This is a genomic window from Rhizobium sp. CBN3 (assembly GCF_030518245.1).
In the GTDB taxonomy this organism is placed as follows: domain Bacteria; phylum Pseudomonadota; class Alphaproteobacteria; order Rhizobiales; family Rhizobiaceae; genus Rhizobium; species Rhizobium aethiopicum_A.
Genome location: NZ_JAULSE010000010.1, coordinates 1 through 13,699, shown reverse-complemented (window position 1 = coordinate 13,699; position 13,699 = coordinate 1). Strand labels below are relative to the sequence as shown.

Sequence of the window (13,699 nt, the reverse complement as noted above, 5' to 3'; positions counted from 1 at the left end):
GCGGCTGCCGCCACACAGACATTTCAGGATCGATCCATGGCAGATGCCCTCAAAATCGGCATTGCGGGCTTAGGCACCGTTGGCGCCTCGCTTGTCCGCATCATTCAGCAGAAGAGCAACGAGCTTGCTGTCACCTGCGGACGTCCGATCACCATCACCGCGGTTTCCGCGCGCGACAAGAAGCGGGACCGAGGCGTCGATCTTTCTGCCGTCACTTGGTTCGATCGGCCCGAGGATCTGGCCGAAAAGGGCGATATCGACGTCTTCGTCGAACTGATGGGCGGCGCCGAAGGGGCTGCCAACGTCTCCGTGCGCGCCGCACTTCAGCGCGGTCTCCATGTGGTGACAGCCAACAAGGCGCTGCTCGCCTATCACGGCGTCGAGCTTGCGACGATCGCGGAAGAGAAGGGCTCGCTGTTGAATTTCGAGGCGGCGGTCGCCGGCGGCATCCCCGTCATCAAGGCGCTGCGCGAATCGCTGACGGGCAACGCCGTCTCGCGCATCTACGGCATCATGAACGGCACCTGCAATTACATACTGACCAAGATGGAGAAGGAGGGGCTTTCCTTCGCCGAATGCCTCAAGGAAGCGCAGCGGCTGGGTTATGCCGAAGCCGATCCCGCCTTCGATATCGAGGGCAACGATACCGCTCACAAGCTCGCCATCCTGACGACGCTTGCCTTCGGCAATCGCATCGCGGCCGACGACATCTATCTCGAAGGCATCACCAATATCTCCATCGAGGACATCCACGCCGCCGCCGAACTCGGTTATCGCATCAAGCTGCTCGGCGTTGCCCAGCGCACCGAGACCGGCATCGAGCAGCGTGTGCACCCGACCATGGTCCCGGTCGATTCCGTCATCGCCCAAGTCGACGGCGTTACCAATGCGGTGGCAATTGAATCCGACGTCCTCGGCGAACTGCTGATGGTCGGTCCAGGCGCCGGCGGCAATGCGACGGCCTCGTCCGTGCTTGGCGATATCGCCGATATCGCCAAGAGCCAGCCGGGCGCTCAGCGCGTGCCGGTGCTCGGTCATCCCGCAAAGGCGCTGGAACCTTACCGCAAGGCGCAGATGCAGAGTCACGAGGGCGGATATTTCATCCGCCTGACTGTACTCGACCGCACCGGCGTCTTTGCAAGCGTCGCCACCCGCATGGCGGAAAACCACATCTCGCTCGAATCGATCGTCCAGCGCTCCACGCAGCATCTGGCCCCATCGCATCACCAGACGATCATTCTCGTCACCCATGCGACGATGGAAGAGTCCGTGCGCAAGGCGGTCGCCTCGATAAAGTCGGAAGGCTATCTCTTCGGCGAACCGCAGGTGATTCGAATCGAACGGCCGAAAGAAGAAGCTTAAGCATTTTTCGCCTGAGGGTATGAGCCCGCTCTGTCTCTGGCAGGGCGGCTTTTTTTGTTAATCGTTCAGCCTCTCCTGCGGAAGTCTATATTACCAAATGCCGAAATATTGATATAAATAAAACCACAGATGGTGAGTCGCCGGCGTGGAGTATTTCATGAGCAAGGACAGCCACGCCGGAAAGGAGCATGGCAGCCCGAGCAAGGTGCCGCCAGCCCGCCCTGATATGTTTGCAGACATCCTCAAGCCGATGCGCCCTGACCTTCGGGACGACAGCCATGACGAGGCCCTTGACGATGAACATACGGAAGGCCGCAACTGGGCAATTCTGCTGACGCTGTTTTCGGTCTTGCTGGTGCAGATCGGTGGCATCGCCGTGATCGTCTGGCTGATCTTCTGGTAAAAATCCGTGTCTGCAAATCCGTCGCTATGTTATCTCCGCTGCTCCTGTAGAAAGAACAGATGAAGTCAGCGGAGTTTGGAATGGCAGATCTCGTCGATCCGGTACAGCGCGCGTTTCTTGGCGTGGAGAAATCCGCACTCGACAATCGCTGGGTTGCAAGACTCGACCAGGCCGGCCAGAACCGGGCGCTCGCCATGGCGCAGGTTCACGGGCTGCCGGATCTGATCGCCCGCGTTCTCGCAGGACGCGGCGTCCCGGTTGACGAAGCGATCGAATTCCTCGATCCGACGATTCGCAGCCTGATGCCCGATCCCCACACGCTGACCGATTGCGAGAAGGCGGCAACCCGCCTCGTGCGTGCGATCGAGCGCGGCGAGAGCGTGGCGATTTTCGGCGATTACGACGTCGACGGAGCGGCCTCCTCGGCGCTGATGTTCCGCTTTCTCAGCCATTTCGGGGTCAAGGCGAACATCTACATTCCCGACCGCATCTTTGAAGGTTATGGCCCCAATCCGGCGGCGATCAACCAGCTGATCGACAATGGCGCCCGGCTGATCGTCACTGTCGATTGCGGCTCCACCAGTCACGACGCGCTTGCCGCCGCTGCCGCGCGCGACATCGATGTCGTCGTCGTCGATCACCATCAGGTGACACATGAGCTGCCGCCCTGCCATGCGCTCGTCAATCCCAACCGCGAGGACGATCTGTCGGGGCAGGGGCATCTCTGCGCGGCCGGCGTCGTCTTCATGGTGCTGGTCGCGACATTGCGGCTGCTGCGCGCGGCCGGCAACAAACGCATCCTGGCGCTCGACCTGCTGCAATGGCTTGACATTGTGGCGCTTGCGACGGTCTGCGATGTCGTGCCGCTGAAGGGGCTCAACCGCGCCTATGTCGTCAAGGGGCTGGTCGCTGCCCGCCACCAGAGCAATGCCGGGCTTGCCGCGCTCTTCCGCAAGGCAGGGCTCGCAGGCCCCGTGACCCCCTATCATTTCGGCTTTCTGATCGGCCCGCGCATCAATGCCGGCGGACGGATCGGTGACGCCGCACTCGGAAGCCGCCTGCTGACGCTCGATGATGCCGGCGAGGCGGAGGTGATCGCGCAGCGCCTCGACGAGCTCAACCGTGAACGTCAGGCGATGGAGGCGATGATGCTGCAGGAGGCGGAAGCCGAGGCGCTTGCCGAATACGGCGACGGCGAGGGCGCCTCCGTCATTGTCACCGCCCATGAGAAATGGCATCCAGGCATCGTCGGGCTGATCGCCGCGCGGCTGAAGGAGAAATTCAAACGGCCCGCCTTCGCGATCGCTTTCGATCCCTCCGGCCGCGGCACCGGCTCAGGCCGCTCCATCAATGGCTTCGACATGGGCAGGATGGTGCGGGCTGCGGTCGAGGAGGGCATCCTCGTCAAGGGCGGCGGCCATGCCATGGCGGCGGGGCTGACGGTCGAGCGCGCCGATCTCGGCAGGTTGAGGACCTTCTTTACGGAGAAGGCCGCAAGGACGGTGGCGAGCCTCGTCGCCAACGAGACATTGAAGATCGATGGCGCAATCGGCGCGAGCGGCGCCACGCTTGAACTCATCGACCGCCTGGAAGCCGCCGGCCCCTATGGCTCCGGCCACGCTCAGCCGCTTTTTGCGGTACCGGCGCATCGGGTACGAGACGCGCGCATGGTCGGCGAGAAACATGTGAAGGTGACGCTGGAGGCGATGGACGGGTCACGGCTCGATGGAATCGCCTTCCGCGCCGCCGATACCGGCCTCGGCAACCTTCTCATCAATTCACGCGGCGCGAGCCTCCACGTCGCAGGCTCGCTCGGCGCCGAACATTATCAAGGCGCGCGCCGCATCCAGCTGCGCGTCTGCGACGCAGCGCCGGCGAAATAGGATGACTGCGAAAAACGGGTAGCGGATGAATCAAACTATAAGGAAGAAAGTGGCACGCCCTAGGGGAGTCGAACCCCTCTTCCCAGAATGAAAATCTGGTGTCCTAACCGATAGACGAAGGGCGCTTCCTTCGTGGTGGCGCCCTTATAGTCAGCACCTTTGAAAGCCGCAAGCGCCAAGGCGCGAAAAAATCACAGTTTTCGCCGATTTTTTTGGGCTGTGGAAAACCATGGTGCTACGAGGCGACGGATGGCTGGAAATATCGAACCGACAGGGTGGTGGGCAGCAATCATAAGCTCGATGGTACGCCCTAGGGGAGTCGAACCCCTCTTTACAGAATGAGAATCTGTCGTCCTAACCGATAGACGAAGGGCGCAGGCCAGCCTCGTTAAAATAGGCGTACGCGCCGGCTTCTGCAAGCGGATGCGATGGCTTCTATATGGAGAGAAAGTGGCACGCCCTAGGGGAGTCGAACCCCTCTTCCCAGAATGAAAATCTGGTGTCCTAACCGATAGACGAAGGGCGCTTCCTTCGTGGTGGCGCCCTTATAGTCAGCACCTTCGAAAGCCGCAAGCGGCAAATTCGATTTTTTCAAAAAAAATGACAGATATTCCGGCCGGCCCTGGCATTTCAGATTACCGCTGCCGAATCAAAGGCTTGTACCGCCTCCCAGAAGCAGATGAAGTTCAGCTGACCTAAGGTGAGGGAACTTCGTGCCGACGATGTCAGATCGCTCTTGCGGTGATTACGGGCGCCCGTTTATCGCCGCAGCCCCAGTTCCAGTCGCGGCTCTTGCCGGTGTCGAGGTGGACCGAGTCGGTGTGGCAATAGGTGCCGACCCCGCCGCGATCCGGCAAGGATCTTATATAGACGGCGATATCCCACTTCGACACGCCGTCGATCTGAATGTCTGCGGCCTCACAACTCTTGTGCATCGATTCGTCAGCGCCACCGACCAGGCGGTTATGTTCTTCGTCGCGATAGCCTGACGTGACGATGACAGGCCGGCCGAAATGGTTTTCGACCGTCTTGATCACTTTCAGCAGGTCAGGCTTGAAGCAGCCGACCTCGACATTGTCGTTCTGGACGTGCAGCCCGTTTGGCGCAACACGCGTCATGCCGGGCAGGGCGGCTTTGTGTAGGAGGCCGGAAAGACTGCCGAGCAGGTTCTGCTTCGGCGCGCTGTAAAGCGCGTTTGTCGTCGAGGCCGGGATACCGCCCGTCGCCAGCGAGGCTGTTTGTACGGGCGCAGGCTGCGTGCCGGAATTTTCGGACGATTGCTGCGGCCGCACCGGGGCGGCCTGCTGTGAGGGCATGATCGGCTGGCTGTAGACGCTGCTTTTTGCAGGTGCCACTCCTTCCGTCGGCGCATAAGCCTGCGGCTGGATGACGGTGGACGTGCTGTTGTTCTGCGGCGGCGGCTGGTGATCCGAAAAGATGCTCATCGCCTGCGCGTTGATCCGTGTCGACTGCATGACGAGCCCGCCTATATTGGCAGGCGCCGCCATTGCCGGATCGGCCGGCGGGACGGCGGCATTCGCATCCCCTGCCACGACCTGTGGCGCGGCCCGGGCGCCGGAGACGTTGACAAGCCGGGGGTCGGTATAGACTGAGCGCGGGGCAGATTTCACGGGCGCCGTTGCGCCAAGCTGTGGCGCTGCGGCCGCCGTCGCCGGAACCGCCGCGGCGGAATCGAGCGTCTTCTTGTTCGATACGCAGCCGGAAAGCGCCAGCATCGAGGTGGCGATCAGCAATGCGCCCGTAATGGGCATCCGCATCTCGAGGTCACGCAAGCAATCGGTCTCCGGTTGATGCGAAAAACGGCGAAATATCGCCATCCTCCGCTTCGAGTCACCGGGAGATTGCCTGCGGGGCCGGGTCGCGGCAAGCGCCAAGGCGCCGGCCGGACCCGAAATCGCAAAAGCCGCAAGCTTCGCAAAAGCCTTGCGGCCAAAACCCTTACCAGGCGCCGGTATTGCCCATGGAAGCCCAGGGTTCGGCGGCCGGAAGCGGGCTTCCCTTCTGCAGAATTTCGATCGAAATGCCATCGGGCGAGCGCACGAAGGCCATGTTGCCGTCGCGCGGCGGCCGATTGATGGTAATGCCGTTATCCATCAGCTTCTGACAGATCGCGTAAATATCATCCACCTCATAGGCGAGGTGGCCGAAATTGCGTCCTCCGCTATAATCCTCCGTATCCCAGTTGTAGGTGAGCTCGAGGCAGGGGGCTTTTTCGCTGCGCGCACGGTCGAGATCGTCGCGAGCGGCCAGGAAAACCAGGGTAAAGCGGCCCTTCTCGTTCTCATGGCGGCGAATCTCCTCCAGTCCGAACAGCGTGGTATAGAAGGCAAGCGAAGCGTCCAGATCTTTGACGCGAACCATCGTATGAAGATAACGCATTCTATCTACTCCTTTATAGGGGCTGGCCTTTTTGGCGAGCCGAGGTCAGCTTCGGGCAAGTCATCTTTATAAAATGTGCAGCTGGGAATAACCGAAAACTAGGACTTGCGCTTATCCGTTACCAAGATGTTAATCTTGATTTCAAGAATCAGTTAACCGTAACAGTGTGACGCGTATTCGAGGGGCTGGCGATAATGGCTGATAGGATTTCATCGAACGCATACACCGATGTCGACGAGTTGTCGTCAGAAGCGGTCGATCTTGTCGAAATCACCGGTGTCGTCAAATGGTTCGACGTCGCCAAGGGCTTCGGCTTCATCGTGCCTGATAACGGCATGCAGGATGTCCTCCTGCATGTGACCTGCCTGCGCCGCGACGGCTACCAAACGATTCTCGAAGGAACGCGCATCGTCGCTCTCGTCCAGCGCCGCGAGCGTGGCTACCAGGCCTTCAAGATCCTCTCGATGGATCAGTCGACTGCCATTCATCCCTCGCAGCTGCCGCCGGTGCGCACCCATGTGCAGGTCACGGCCACGAGCGGGCTCGAGCGTGCGCTTGTCAAGTGGTTCAACCGCACCAAGGGCTTCGGCTTCCTGACGCGCGGTGAGGGCACCGAAGACATTTTTGTGCACATGGAGACGCTGCGCCGCTTCGGGCTGACGGAGCTGCGCCCCGGCCAGGTGGTCCTCGTCCGGTTCGGCGATGGCGAAAAGGGCCTGATGGCCGCAGAGATCCATCCCGACGTTCCGAGCCCGGCAAGCCGGTCGCACTGACATGTGCGGTCTTGTCCTGTTTCATGCGATCAGAAGCGCCGTCATGGCGCTTTTTTTCTTGGTCGCCCTGCCGGCTTTGGCTGAGGAGGAGATGCGGTTCGACAAGGAGCCGCTGCTCATCCAGACAGCCGCGGGAAAGACACTGCATTTCACCGTCGAGGTCGCCGCCACCGGTGATCAGCGCGCCCGCGGGCTGATGTTCCGCAAGTCGATGGCCGATGACGCCGGCATGATTTTCGACTTCGGGCAAACACGGCGCGTCGCCATGTGGATGGAGAACACCATCCTGCCGCTCGACATGCTCTTTGCCGACGACACCGGCACGATCCGCCACATCAAGGAAAACGCAAAACCCTATTCACGCGACATCATCGATTCCATGAGCCCGGTGAAATACGTCGTCGAACTCAATGCCGGCATCGTCACCAAATTCGGAATCAAGCCGGGCGACAGAATCGTCAGCGCCATGACGACGAAGGCGAAGTGACGGCGCACCAACTCGCTAGGTGCGATGTGGCCAACAGGAAATCCAAGAAATCGGGATATTGAATGGTCGGAGTGGAGAGATTCGAACTCCCGACCCTCTGGTCCCAAACCAGATGCGCTACCAGACTGCGCTACACTCCGTGCCGTGATTGGCAGCGGGAATACACGGTTCACTTCGCCGTCGCAACCCATAAATCCAGCTGTCGCCGGAGATTTCTCACCAGGCCTGTGGACGCAAGGGGAAAATCCCGGTCGGCCGTCAATTTGCCTGTGAGCCGCAATTGGACGTAAGGGCGATCAGCCTTAGCCGCGGGCAATCAGGCCGATATATTGGGCATAGCTGATAGCGACATAGAAGAAAGCGGTGATGCCACCTCCTATCATAATGGCATTGAACTCTGTCGAACGTCTCATCATGCGTGCATCCACTGAAGCCGATTGAGCCGCAAACTAGTGCCCGTGGCTGGCTGCGGCAATCAGCTTGTGATCACAACATGAGACAATTGGTAATATTGCGCAATCGCCTGGAATTCCTGCGGATTTAGGTGGAATGGCAAGCGACTTGAGGGAACAATGTGCTGAGCCACCTGAGTTAACGATAAGCCTTGCTCCCCAACACATTGGCGCATTGTCGGTGTGGCTGTCGCAGCGGCGTCGCGATCCGCTTTTTTCTTGAAAAAACGGGGATTCGCGGATAAGCAAAATTCAACTCTTCGCGTTATCGCAAACGACGAAGCAAGGGCCCGGCAACGGGATTGAGACCATGAAAGGCGGGGCGCCCTGTCCCCGCATATTCGGAGATGCCGCAGTCATGTCTGCCAAGATCTATCGTCCTGCTAAGACCGCCATGCAGTCCGGCAAGGCCAAGACCCATCTCTGGGTGCTTGAATTCGATCAGGAGTCGCCGCGCAAGATCGATCCGATCATGGGCTACACCTCCTCGGGTGACATGCGCCAGCAGGTAAAACTCACTTTTGAAACGCAGGCACTTGCCGAAGCCTACGCCCAGCGCAACGGCATCGAATACCGCGTCATCGCGCCGAAAGACCCGGCTCGTCAGGTGGTGGCCTACCCGGATAATTTCCGCTACACCCGCACACAGCCCTGGACGCATTGAGATTTCTCGTCCACATATGGCGCATTCGGTCGCGCTCTTTAAACGTGACCGCCGGACGGCCCCTTAGCTCAGCTGGATAGAGCACCTGCCTTCTAAGCAGGTTGTCGCAGGTTCGATTCCTGCAGGGGTCGCCACCTGCTTCGGTTAAGGAGTTAGGTGTTCTCGTTCAGTTTCTCAAAAGATATTGCGAGCGTTTTCTTGGCGGCCTTCCGCGGGCAACAGTTGCAGCCGAATCGCTTGCTGGGCGAGCGTTTTGCTCAGTATACGCGGCCTCCCAGCCGCGCATTAGCCCAAGATCAACTGATTGATTGCATCGGCTCGGGTGTTCGATCCGAGAAAGCCCCGCCGAAGCGGGGCAAGTCTTGACAAACACGGATCGCACAGGAGGAACACCCGCGCTTTCCTGCTGCTAAGACGGAAAAGGGATCTGCCAGGTTTTCCAGTACGGTGTTGGACAGAGGCGTCCCGCTGGTCGCAGCAGTTCTTGCGCTGTTTCGCCCTAAGACGAGGCTTCAATGCTGCTGTGGATCAAGATTAGGTGGATTGAAAACCGCAGCGCGTGGATGGGATCGCCGCTCGGGCTACGCCCTCCCAGCTTGCTCATCCACGCGCTGAAGTAGCCGAAGCTTGCGCGCCTCGTGGCGGTTTTACCCCGCCGTCGACATTTGGCGATTGTTAGCACCATTGTTGCGGCGATCGGACGACCGCCGCAACGGGTATGATTACAGGAGAAAATCGCCTGCTCCCAGCTGGACGTGGCCCTGCAGCTGAATCTCGAAATCATGAACGCCGTCGCCATTCAAGTCGGCCTGAATAACGGTATGGTCGTCCTCGTAGTGCCACGCGAGCGCGCCAGCCTTACGGTCGAACAGAGCATTCTCCTGAGCCTGGAAATGGAAGGTTCCATCGCCCTGCGCAGAGCCATTCGCATCTATTGCCGAGAGGTCGATCTTATCGATGCCGTGCTGGAAATCGGTGATGACGTCGCGGTTCGAGCCGGACCCGGTTTCCGTCGCCGTTTTGAAGACAAACGTATCCGAGCTGGTGCCGCCGGTCATGATGTCCTTCCCGGCACCGCCAATGATGACGTCTGCGCCTGCGCCGCCGTTCAGCTTGTCCGCGCCGGCCCCGCCGTTGAGAACGTTGCCGCCGTTATTGCCGCCGGTCAACACGTCGTCATAGCTGGAGCCGGTCAGGTTTTCGATGCTGACGAGCTTGTCACCGGTGGCGTGCCCGCCGGATGCGGTCCAAGTCGCCAAGTCGACGTGGACCCCGGCGCTGGAGCCCGCATAGCTGGCCGTGTCGTTGCCGCTACCGCCGTCCAGCACGTCCGCGCCGGCGCCGCCCTTCAACACGTCATTGCCGGCGAGACCCTTGAAGGTTTCGTTGCCGCCGTTGGACTGACCGGTGTGCGGCATGATGTCATTGCCGTTGGTGCCGGTGTATAGCTTCGTCGTCGTGGTTGGCGTTCCCGTGGTTGGGGTCTCCGTAGTCGGCGTCGTTGGCGTTCCGGTGGTCGGCGTACCGGTGGTTGGCGTTCCCGTGGTGGGAGTTTCCGTCGTTGGCGTCTCCGTAGTCGGCGTACCGGTGGTTGGCGTTGTCGGTTGCGTTGGTGCGGTCGGTGTTCCCGATGCCGGGGCGGAGCCGGATTCGTAAGCACCCGCATCGACAGTTCCTACGACACGCGCGTCGCCGTCCAGATCGACCGAGCTGACACCGTATTTGATGGTTCCGCTGTCAATCGCCGGTGAGCCAGAACCGAGGTGGAAGTCGTCGCTCGATGCCCCCAGGAATTTCGGATCAACGCCGAGCTTATTGCCGTCCGCCGTGGTGGGCATCGCGTTGCCGCCGTCGGTCTTAACCGAGGCTTGGCCGGCCGTGCCGTTGTAGGTGATGTTGTTGGCCCACACGACGTTTTTGTTGGTGTAGGCGTCTGTAGACGTATTGTCGATCGCAGTGTTGTTCTTGTTCAGCGACGGGTCGGTTACGGCGACGTTGTTGACCCAGGTGTTGTTGCTCGATGCCGAGTTGCTGAGCTCGCCCCGCCAGGTGCCGGTGTTCGCCGGGTCCTGATTGTTGTGGTATGCGGTGTTGTTCGACACAGTGACGGAGTCGCTCCAGGTAACCTGGATGCCTTTGCCGCCGTTCCCGTAGACGAGGTTGTTGTCGACCAGGGTCTTGAACGTGTAGTTCGGGTTACCGCTCGCCTGCGTGCTCTGGAAATCGTCGATGATGATGCCGTTGCCGTCGGTGTGCTCACCAGACTTTGTGACGTTGTCGTGCGAGATGTTGTTGCGCACGATGTTCCGGTATCCGTCCGTCGAGGTATCACCGGTGATGTTCCGGTTCTGGTAGATGGAGATGCCCGAGAACCAGCCTGTCGAAGCGTTATTGTAAGTCTCGTTGCCTTCGATGTGGACGAAGTCCGACTGGTTGAACTGGATGCCCGACTCCCCGCTGCCGTGGACCTTGTTGTTGAGGATCTGGACGTGGTGGACATTGTTCGCTTCGATGCCGTCGCCGTTGGCGCCGCTGATGTCAAAGCCGTCGATGACTACGTGGTTGGCGTTGACACTGATCGCGTTCCACGAGCCCGCGGGCGGCCGGATCAGCGCCCCGCCGGGCACTTCCGAGCGCAGCGTGATGTCGCCTGCCGCCGAGCCGTCCTTGTCGATGTTGATGCTCTCGTTATAGGTGCCTGGTTTCACCACGACCTCGTCGCCAGGCTTAAGGTTCGAAGCCATCGCCTCACTGATCGTGCGAAAAGGAGACGAGGCACTGCCGTTACCGCCGCCGCTGCTGCTCGAAGCTACGTAGTATGTTGTCATGGTCTTGTTCCTCAACTTCAGCGTTGTCTAATATATTGTGGTTAATCATGCGTTGCGGCGGGGCTTATAGGACGACGTTCTCAAGGGCGCAACAGCATCGAACCAGTAAGTACTTGAGAATAATAGCCATATTGCTGCCACAATATCAGGATCACTCCGAAGTTACATTTTGAAATATTTGCGGAAATCAGATTCGCCCAAATTGGGACAAAATATATATCTCGCTTACCGCGAATTATTCTTTCCGCAACCAGGGCGACACTCGCCCATTGAAAAGATTAGGAAAATCTGATGGACGTGACTGGAATCCTGCTGCCAAGGCGGGATCAACATTTTTTCTGAATTTTTCAATTTTTGGCAGCTTCGCCTTCATGATTGGGGCTAAATGGATGGCTGTGGCAAGGCCAACACCCTCTCCGGGGGTGCTCGATTCGATCATGAGTCGCTTTCAAAACTGATTAGATAATGGGCACACCGCTCCTCCGCCGACACATGCCAGCAGGTGGAATTCGCCTTCGAAGCGCAGGCTCTCGCGGAAGCCTATACTCAGCGCAACGGCTTCGAATGCGTGTGATCGCGCCGAAAAACACCGCTCAGGTGGTGGCGTATCCCGAACAATCCTGAACTCGAACCTGCCAATTTAGAGAGCGTGGGCAGGGCAATTCATCCATGGCTCGGGTTCCAATCGCCAGATTATAAGGGAAATTTGCTCGGACGCCTCATTTGGCATGGAGGCGGCTGATCCCAATTGCGGCGCGGGTCCTTCGGCGGCACATCGAGCGCAACGGCGAATGTTCAGACGCTCTCGGCCTCGCAGTTGTTCTATGGGGAGAGAAATATTGATCTTCTTCGTGGCTGGTCTTTCCGATACCGGAGCCATGACGATTTCGGTTGGCTGTCATGTCGTCACGCAGGCGGCAAGCAGTTCCATAGAGATCATCTTTGATACGTCGCGGAGGCGAATAATATTGTCCAAGACTGTCCAGTAATTGTCGCAAGAGGTTTATTCGTGTGGTACGCCGCAGCCAATAAAAAGACGGAAATTCTGAGGATGTCGCCGAAAAGTTGAAATGTTGTAGAATTATATATGTTTCAACCTAAGCCTTACTGTTCCTAGCCACAATAGGTGGGATGCTGCCGCCGAAAACGGCGTGTACACTCCCTGTCAATTCTTAGTGGGCGAGTATGAGAACGATTTTTTTGAGCATCGGCGCCGCTGCATTTCTATATGCAATGAACGCCTACGCCGTTGATCTTCCTGCGGGGGCCAAAAAGGCTACAATGGACGAGTTCAAAGCTTTGGCTGACGGTAAGCCTGTGAAAGTAGAAATTCTCGATCTGGAAAAGCCTGTGTCCGCCGAACTCGTTTGGAGTTGGAAGAAGGGCACCATTACCGGTAAAGCCGATATCGGCGGCAAAACGATCGACGTGAAAACAAAACTCACCTTCAAGGGCGATAAGGCCTGTTCTGCCGGTAAAGGCGAAAAGCCAAGCTGCCACTTTATCTATATCGATGGCGACAAGTTCTACGAAGTTCGCGATGACATGAAAGTCCATGCTGTCTCGACCGTCGGGTTCGCAGTCCATCCCGCAGCTCCCGACCTCCGCACTTATGGAGCTCGGTCCGATCCCGCTGCTCCCGTTGCCCTGAAAGCGGCGCTGTAGCTTCCATCATCCCTGCGGTAATTGCCGGACGGCAAGGGCCGGTCATCCGACAGCGCCAAAAGCTGATATGCGGCCGCCGCCGTCGACAAGCCACGCCGATACAGCCGGGCTTGTGTTCCTGGCTTTTGAAGTCCTATGGCAGACTAGAACCGTTCGGTTCTTCTCAGCGATCCAGAAAATGATCGAAGTAAATCTTGGGGATGGGGTAAGCGTAGACGCCTCGATCGACAAAGCCGCGCCTGTAGAGGCAATTTCTGAGCGCCGCGTTATAGTACAGGCTCTGCGGATCCGGTGACCCGCGTCGCCATGAGCCTGCCTCCGGCACGCACCACTGAAGAGCTTTATCGTATCGAGAGAGGAAGGTGGCGTCTGTGTCGACGCGTACGCCGCTGTAGGATTGATAGTTTGAAGGAGATTCTGCGGCCGAAATACAGCCCAGGCTAAGTGCAACGCCAACGACTGCCATCAATCTCATTGGGTTTAGTTCTCCTCTGGTTGATCATCGAAGTAATCGAGCGGGAGGTTATTTGTTTCGACGCCTGCGGGCAAGAGGGTTGGGCTGCTAGAGCAATTCTAGGAAAAGTGTGAATCGGTTTTCCGTCCCGGAGTGCGTAAAAACAAAAACTTAGAGCGGTTTCTGCGCTTCCATGAAAAAGCTGAACCGCTCTAGGTGTGAGCTTTCGGGAGGTTGTCCATTCGGAGCGGATCGAGGAGACTGGAGCTACCACATCTCGAGTCGGAGGGATCGCCGCGAATGAACATTCATAAGAATGCCCGACTGA

At 58.8% G+C, this 13,699-nt stretch carries 12 protein-coding genes and 5 tRNA genes; 8 read left to right on the top strand and 9 right to left on the bottom strand.

The window, feature by feature from the left end:
• The first annotated feature begins 36 nt into the window (after window positions 1-36).
• The 3 genes from QWJ46_RS16205 (at window position 37) to recJ (ending at window position 3,648) form a co-directional block, all read left to right on the top strand.
• Window positions 37-1,362 carry a homoserine dehydrogenase gene (locus QWJ46_RS16205; RefSeq protein ID WP_302752109.1) on the top strand — a complete coding sequence of 442 codons (1,326 nt, stop codon included), beginning with the start codon at window positions 37-39 and terminating at the stop codon, window positions 1,360-1,362.
• A gap of 157 nt (window positions 1,363-1,519) precedes the next feature.
• Window positions 1,520-1,765, top strand: coding sequence for a hypothetical protein (locus QWJ46_RS16200; RefSeq protein WP_184460369.1), 246 nt, complete (start codon window positions 1,520-1,522; stop codon window positions 1,763-1,765).
• Between the two features lie 80 nt (window positions 1,766-1,845).
• Window positions 1,846-3,648, top strand: a complete 1,803-nt coding sequence (recJ, locus tag QWJ46_RS16195; RefSeq protein WP_302752108.1) for a single-stranded-DNA-specific exonuclease RecJ — start codon at window positions 1,846-1,848, stop codon at window positions 3,646-3,648.
• 50 nt (window positions 3,649-3,698) lie between these two features.
• On the opposite strand, the gene QWJ46_RS16190 is transcribed toward recJ, so the two are convergent.
• The 5 genes from QWJ46_RS16190 to gloA form a co-directional block, all read right to left on the bottom strand.
• Window positions 3,699-3,773, bottom strand: a tRNA-Glu gene (locus tag QWJ46_RS16190).
• A gap of 176 nt (window positions 3,774-3,949) precedes the next feature.
• Window positions 3,950-4,024: transfer RNA gene (locus tag QWJ46_RS16185), tRNA-Glu, on the bottom strand.
• 75 nt (window positions 4,025-4,099) lie between these two features.
• Window positions 4,100-4,174, bottom strand: a tRNA-Glu gene (locus QWJ46_RS16180).
• Between the two features lie 199 nt (window positions 4,175-4,373).
• Window positions 4,374-5,441 carry a D-Ala-D-Ala carboxypeptidase family metallohydrolase gene (locus QWJ46_RS16175; RefSeq protein WP_302752107.1) on the bottom strand — a complete coding sequence of 356 codons (1,068 nt, stop codon included), beginning with the start codon at window positions 5,439-5,441 and terminating at the stop codon, window positions 4,374-4,376.
• 166 nt (window positions 5,442-5,607) lie between these two features.
• Entirely contained in the window at window positions 5,608-6,048 is a 441-nt protein-coding gene (gene gloA / locus QWJ46_RS16170) for a lactoylglutathione lyase (RefSeq protein WP_085778026.1), read from the bottom strand.
• Between the two features lie 194 nt (window positions 6,049-6,242).
• Here gloA and QWJ46_RS16165 point away from each other — a divergent pair, with 194 nt between their 5' ends.
• Together QWJ46_RS16165 and QWJ46_RS16160 are read left to right on the top strand one after the other, a co-directional pair.
• The gene (locus tag QWJ46_RS16165; RefSeq protein ID WP_064802232.1) at window positions 6,243-6,821 is read left to right on the top strand and encodes a cold-shock protein; all 579 of its coding nucleotides are present in this window, start codon (window positions 6,243-6,245) and stop codon (window positions 6,819-6,821) included.
• Window position 6,822: 1 nt separating this feature from the next.
• Window positions 6,823-7,308 carry a DUF192 domain-containing protein gene (locus QWJ46_RS16160; RefSeq protein WP_302752106.1) on the top strand — a complete coding sequence of 162 codons (486 nt, stop codon included), beginning with the start codon at window positions 6,823-6,825 and terminating at the stop codon, window positions 7,306-7,308.
• A 63-nt stretch (window positions 7,309-7,371) separates the two neighbouring features.
• On the opposite strand, the gene QWJ46_RS16155 is transcribed toward QWJ46_RS16160, so the two are convergent.
• A tRNA-Pro gene (locus QWJ46_RS16155) sits at window positions 7,372-7,448 on the bottom strand.
• A gap of 670 nt (window positions 7,449-8,118) precedes the next feature.
• Between QWJ46_RS16155 and QWJ46_RS16150 the strand changes: the two genes are divergently transcribed.
• The gene (locus tag QWJ46_RS16150) at window positions 8,119-8,424 is read left to right on the top strand and encodes an ETC complex I subunit (protein WP_008526983.1); all 306 of its coding nucleotides are present in this window, start codon (window positions 8,119-8,121) and stop codon (window positions 8,422-8,424) included.
• A 57-nt stretch (window positions 8,425-8,481) separates the two neighbouring features.
• Window positions 8,482-8,558, top strand: a tRNA-Arg gene (locus tag QWJ46_RS16145).
• 588 nt (window positions 8,559-9,146) lie between these two features.
• Here the strand turns inward: QWJ46_RS16145 and QWJ46_RS16140 are convergent.
• Window positions 9,147-11,252 carry a right-handed parallel beta-helix repeat-containing protein gene (locus tag QWJ46_RS16140; RefSeq protein WP_302752105.1) on the bottom strand — a complete coding sequence of 702 codons (2,106 nt, stop codon included), beginning with the start codon at window positions 11,250-11,252 and terminating at the stop codon, window positions 9,147-9,149.
• Window positions 11,253-11,487: 235 nt separating this feature from the next.
• Entirely contained in the window at window positions 11,488-11,691 is a 204-nt protein-coding gene (locus tag QWJ46_RS16135) for a hypothetical protein (protein WP_302752104.1), read from the bottom strand.
• A gap of 746 nt (window positions 11,692-12,437) precedes the next feature.
• On the opposite strand from QWJ46_RS16135, the gene QWJ46_RS16130 reads away from it, so the two are divergent.
• On the top strand, window positions 12,438-12,917 hold the full coding sequence (locus QWJ46_RS16130) for a hypothetical protein (RefSeq protein WP_302752103.1): 480 nt from the start codon (window positions 12,438-12,440) through the stop codon (window positions 12,915-12,917).
• Window positions 12,918-13,080: 163 nt separating this feature from the next.
• Here QWJ46_RS16130 and QWJ46_RS16125 read toward each other — a convergent pair whose 3' ends face one another.
• Window positions 13,081-13,392 carry a hypothetical protein gene (locus QWJ46_RS16125; RefSeq protein ID WP_302752102.1) on the bottom strand — a complete coding sequence of 104 codons (312 nt, stop codon included), beginning with the start codon at window positions 13,390-13,392 and terminating at the stop codon, window positions 13,081-13,083.
• Between the last annotated feature and the right edge of the window lie 307 nt (window positions 13,393-13,699).

Coding starts and splice junctions, on each gene's coding strand:
- QWJ46_RS16140 (WP_302752105.1), bottom strand. CDS start 11,252: ATGACAACATACTACGTAGCTTCGAGCAGCAGCGGCGGCGGTAACGGC.
- QWJ46_RS16160 (WP_302752106.1), top strand. CDS start 6,823: ATGTGCGGTCTTGTCCTGTTTCATGCGATCAGAAGCGCCGTCATGGCG.
- recJ (WP_302752108.1), top strand. CDS start 1,846: ATGGCAGATCTCGTCGATCCGGTACAGCGCGCGTTTCTTGGCGTGGAG.
- QWJ46_RS16130 (WP_302752103.1), top strand. CDS start 12,438: ATGAGAACGATTTTTTTGAGCATCGGCGCCGCTGCATTTCTATATGCA.
- QWJ46_RS16205 (WP_302752109.1), top strand. CDS start 37: ATGGCAGATGCCCTCAAAATCGGCATTGCGGGCTTAGGCACCGTTGGC.
- QWJ46_RS16135 (WP_302752104.1), bottom strand. CDS start 11,691: ATGATCGAATCGAGCACCCCCGGAGAGGGTGTTGGCCTTGCCACAGCC.
- QWJ46_RS16200 (WP_184460369.1), top strand. CDS start 1,520: ATGAGCAAGGACAGCCACGCCGGAAAGGAGCATGGCAGCCCGAGCAAG.
- QWJ46_RS16125 (WP_302752102.1), bottom strand. CDS start 13,392: ATGAGATTGATGGCAGTCGTTGGCGTTGCACTTAGCCTGGGCTGTATT.
- QWJ46_RS16165 (WP_064802232.1), top strand. CDS start 6,243: ATGGCTGATAGGATTTCATCGAACGCATACACCGATGTCGACGAGTTG.
- gloA (WP_085778026.1), bottom strand. CDS start 6,048: ATGCGTTATCTTCATACGATGGTTCGCGTCAAAGATCTGGACGCTTCG.
- QWJ46_RS16150 (WP_008526983.1), top strand. CDS start 8,119: ATGTCTGCCAAGATCTATCGTCCTGCTAAGACCGCCATGCAGTCCGGC.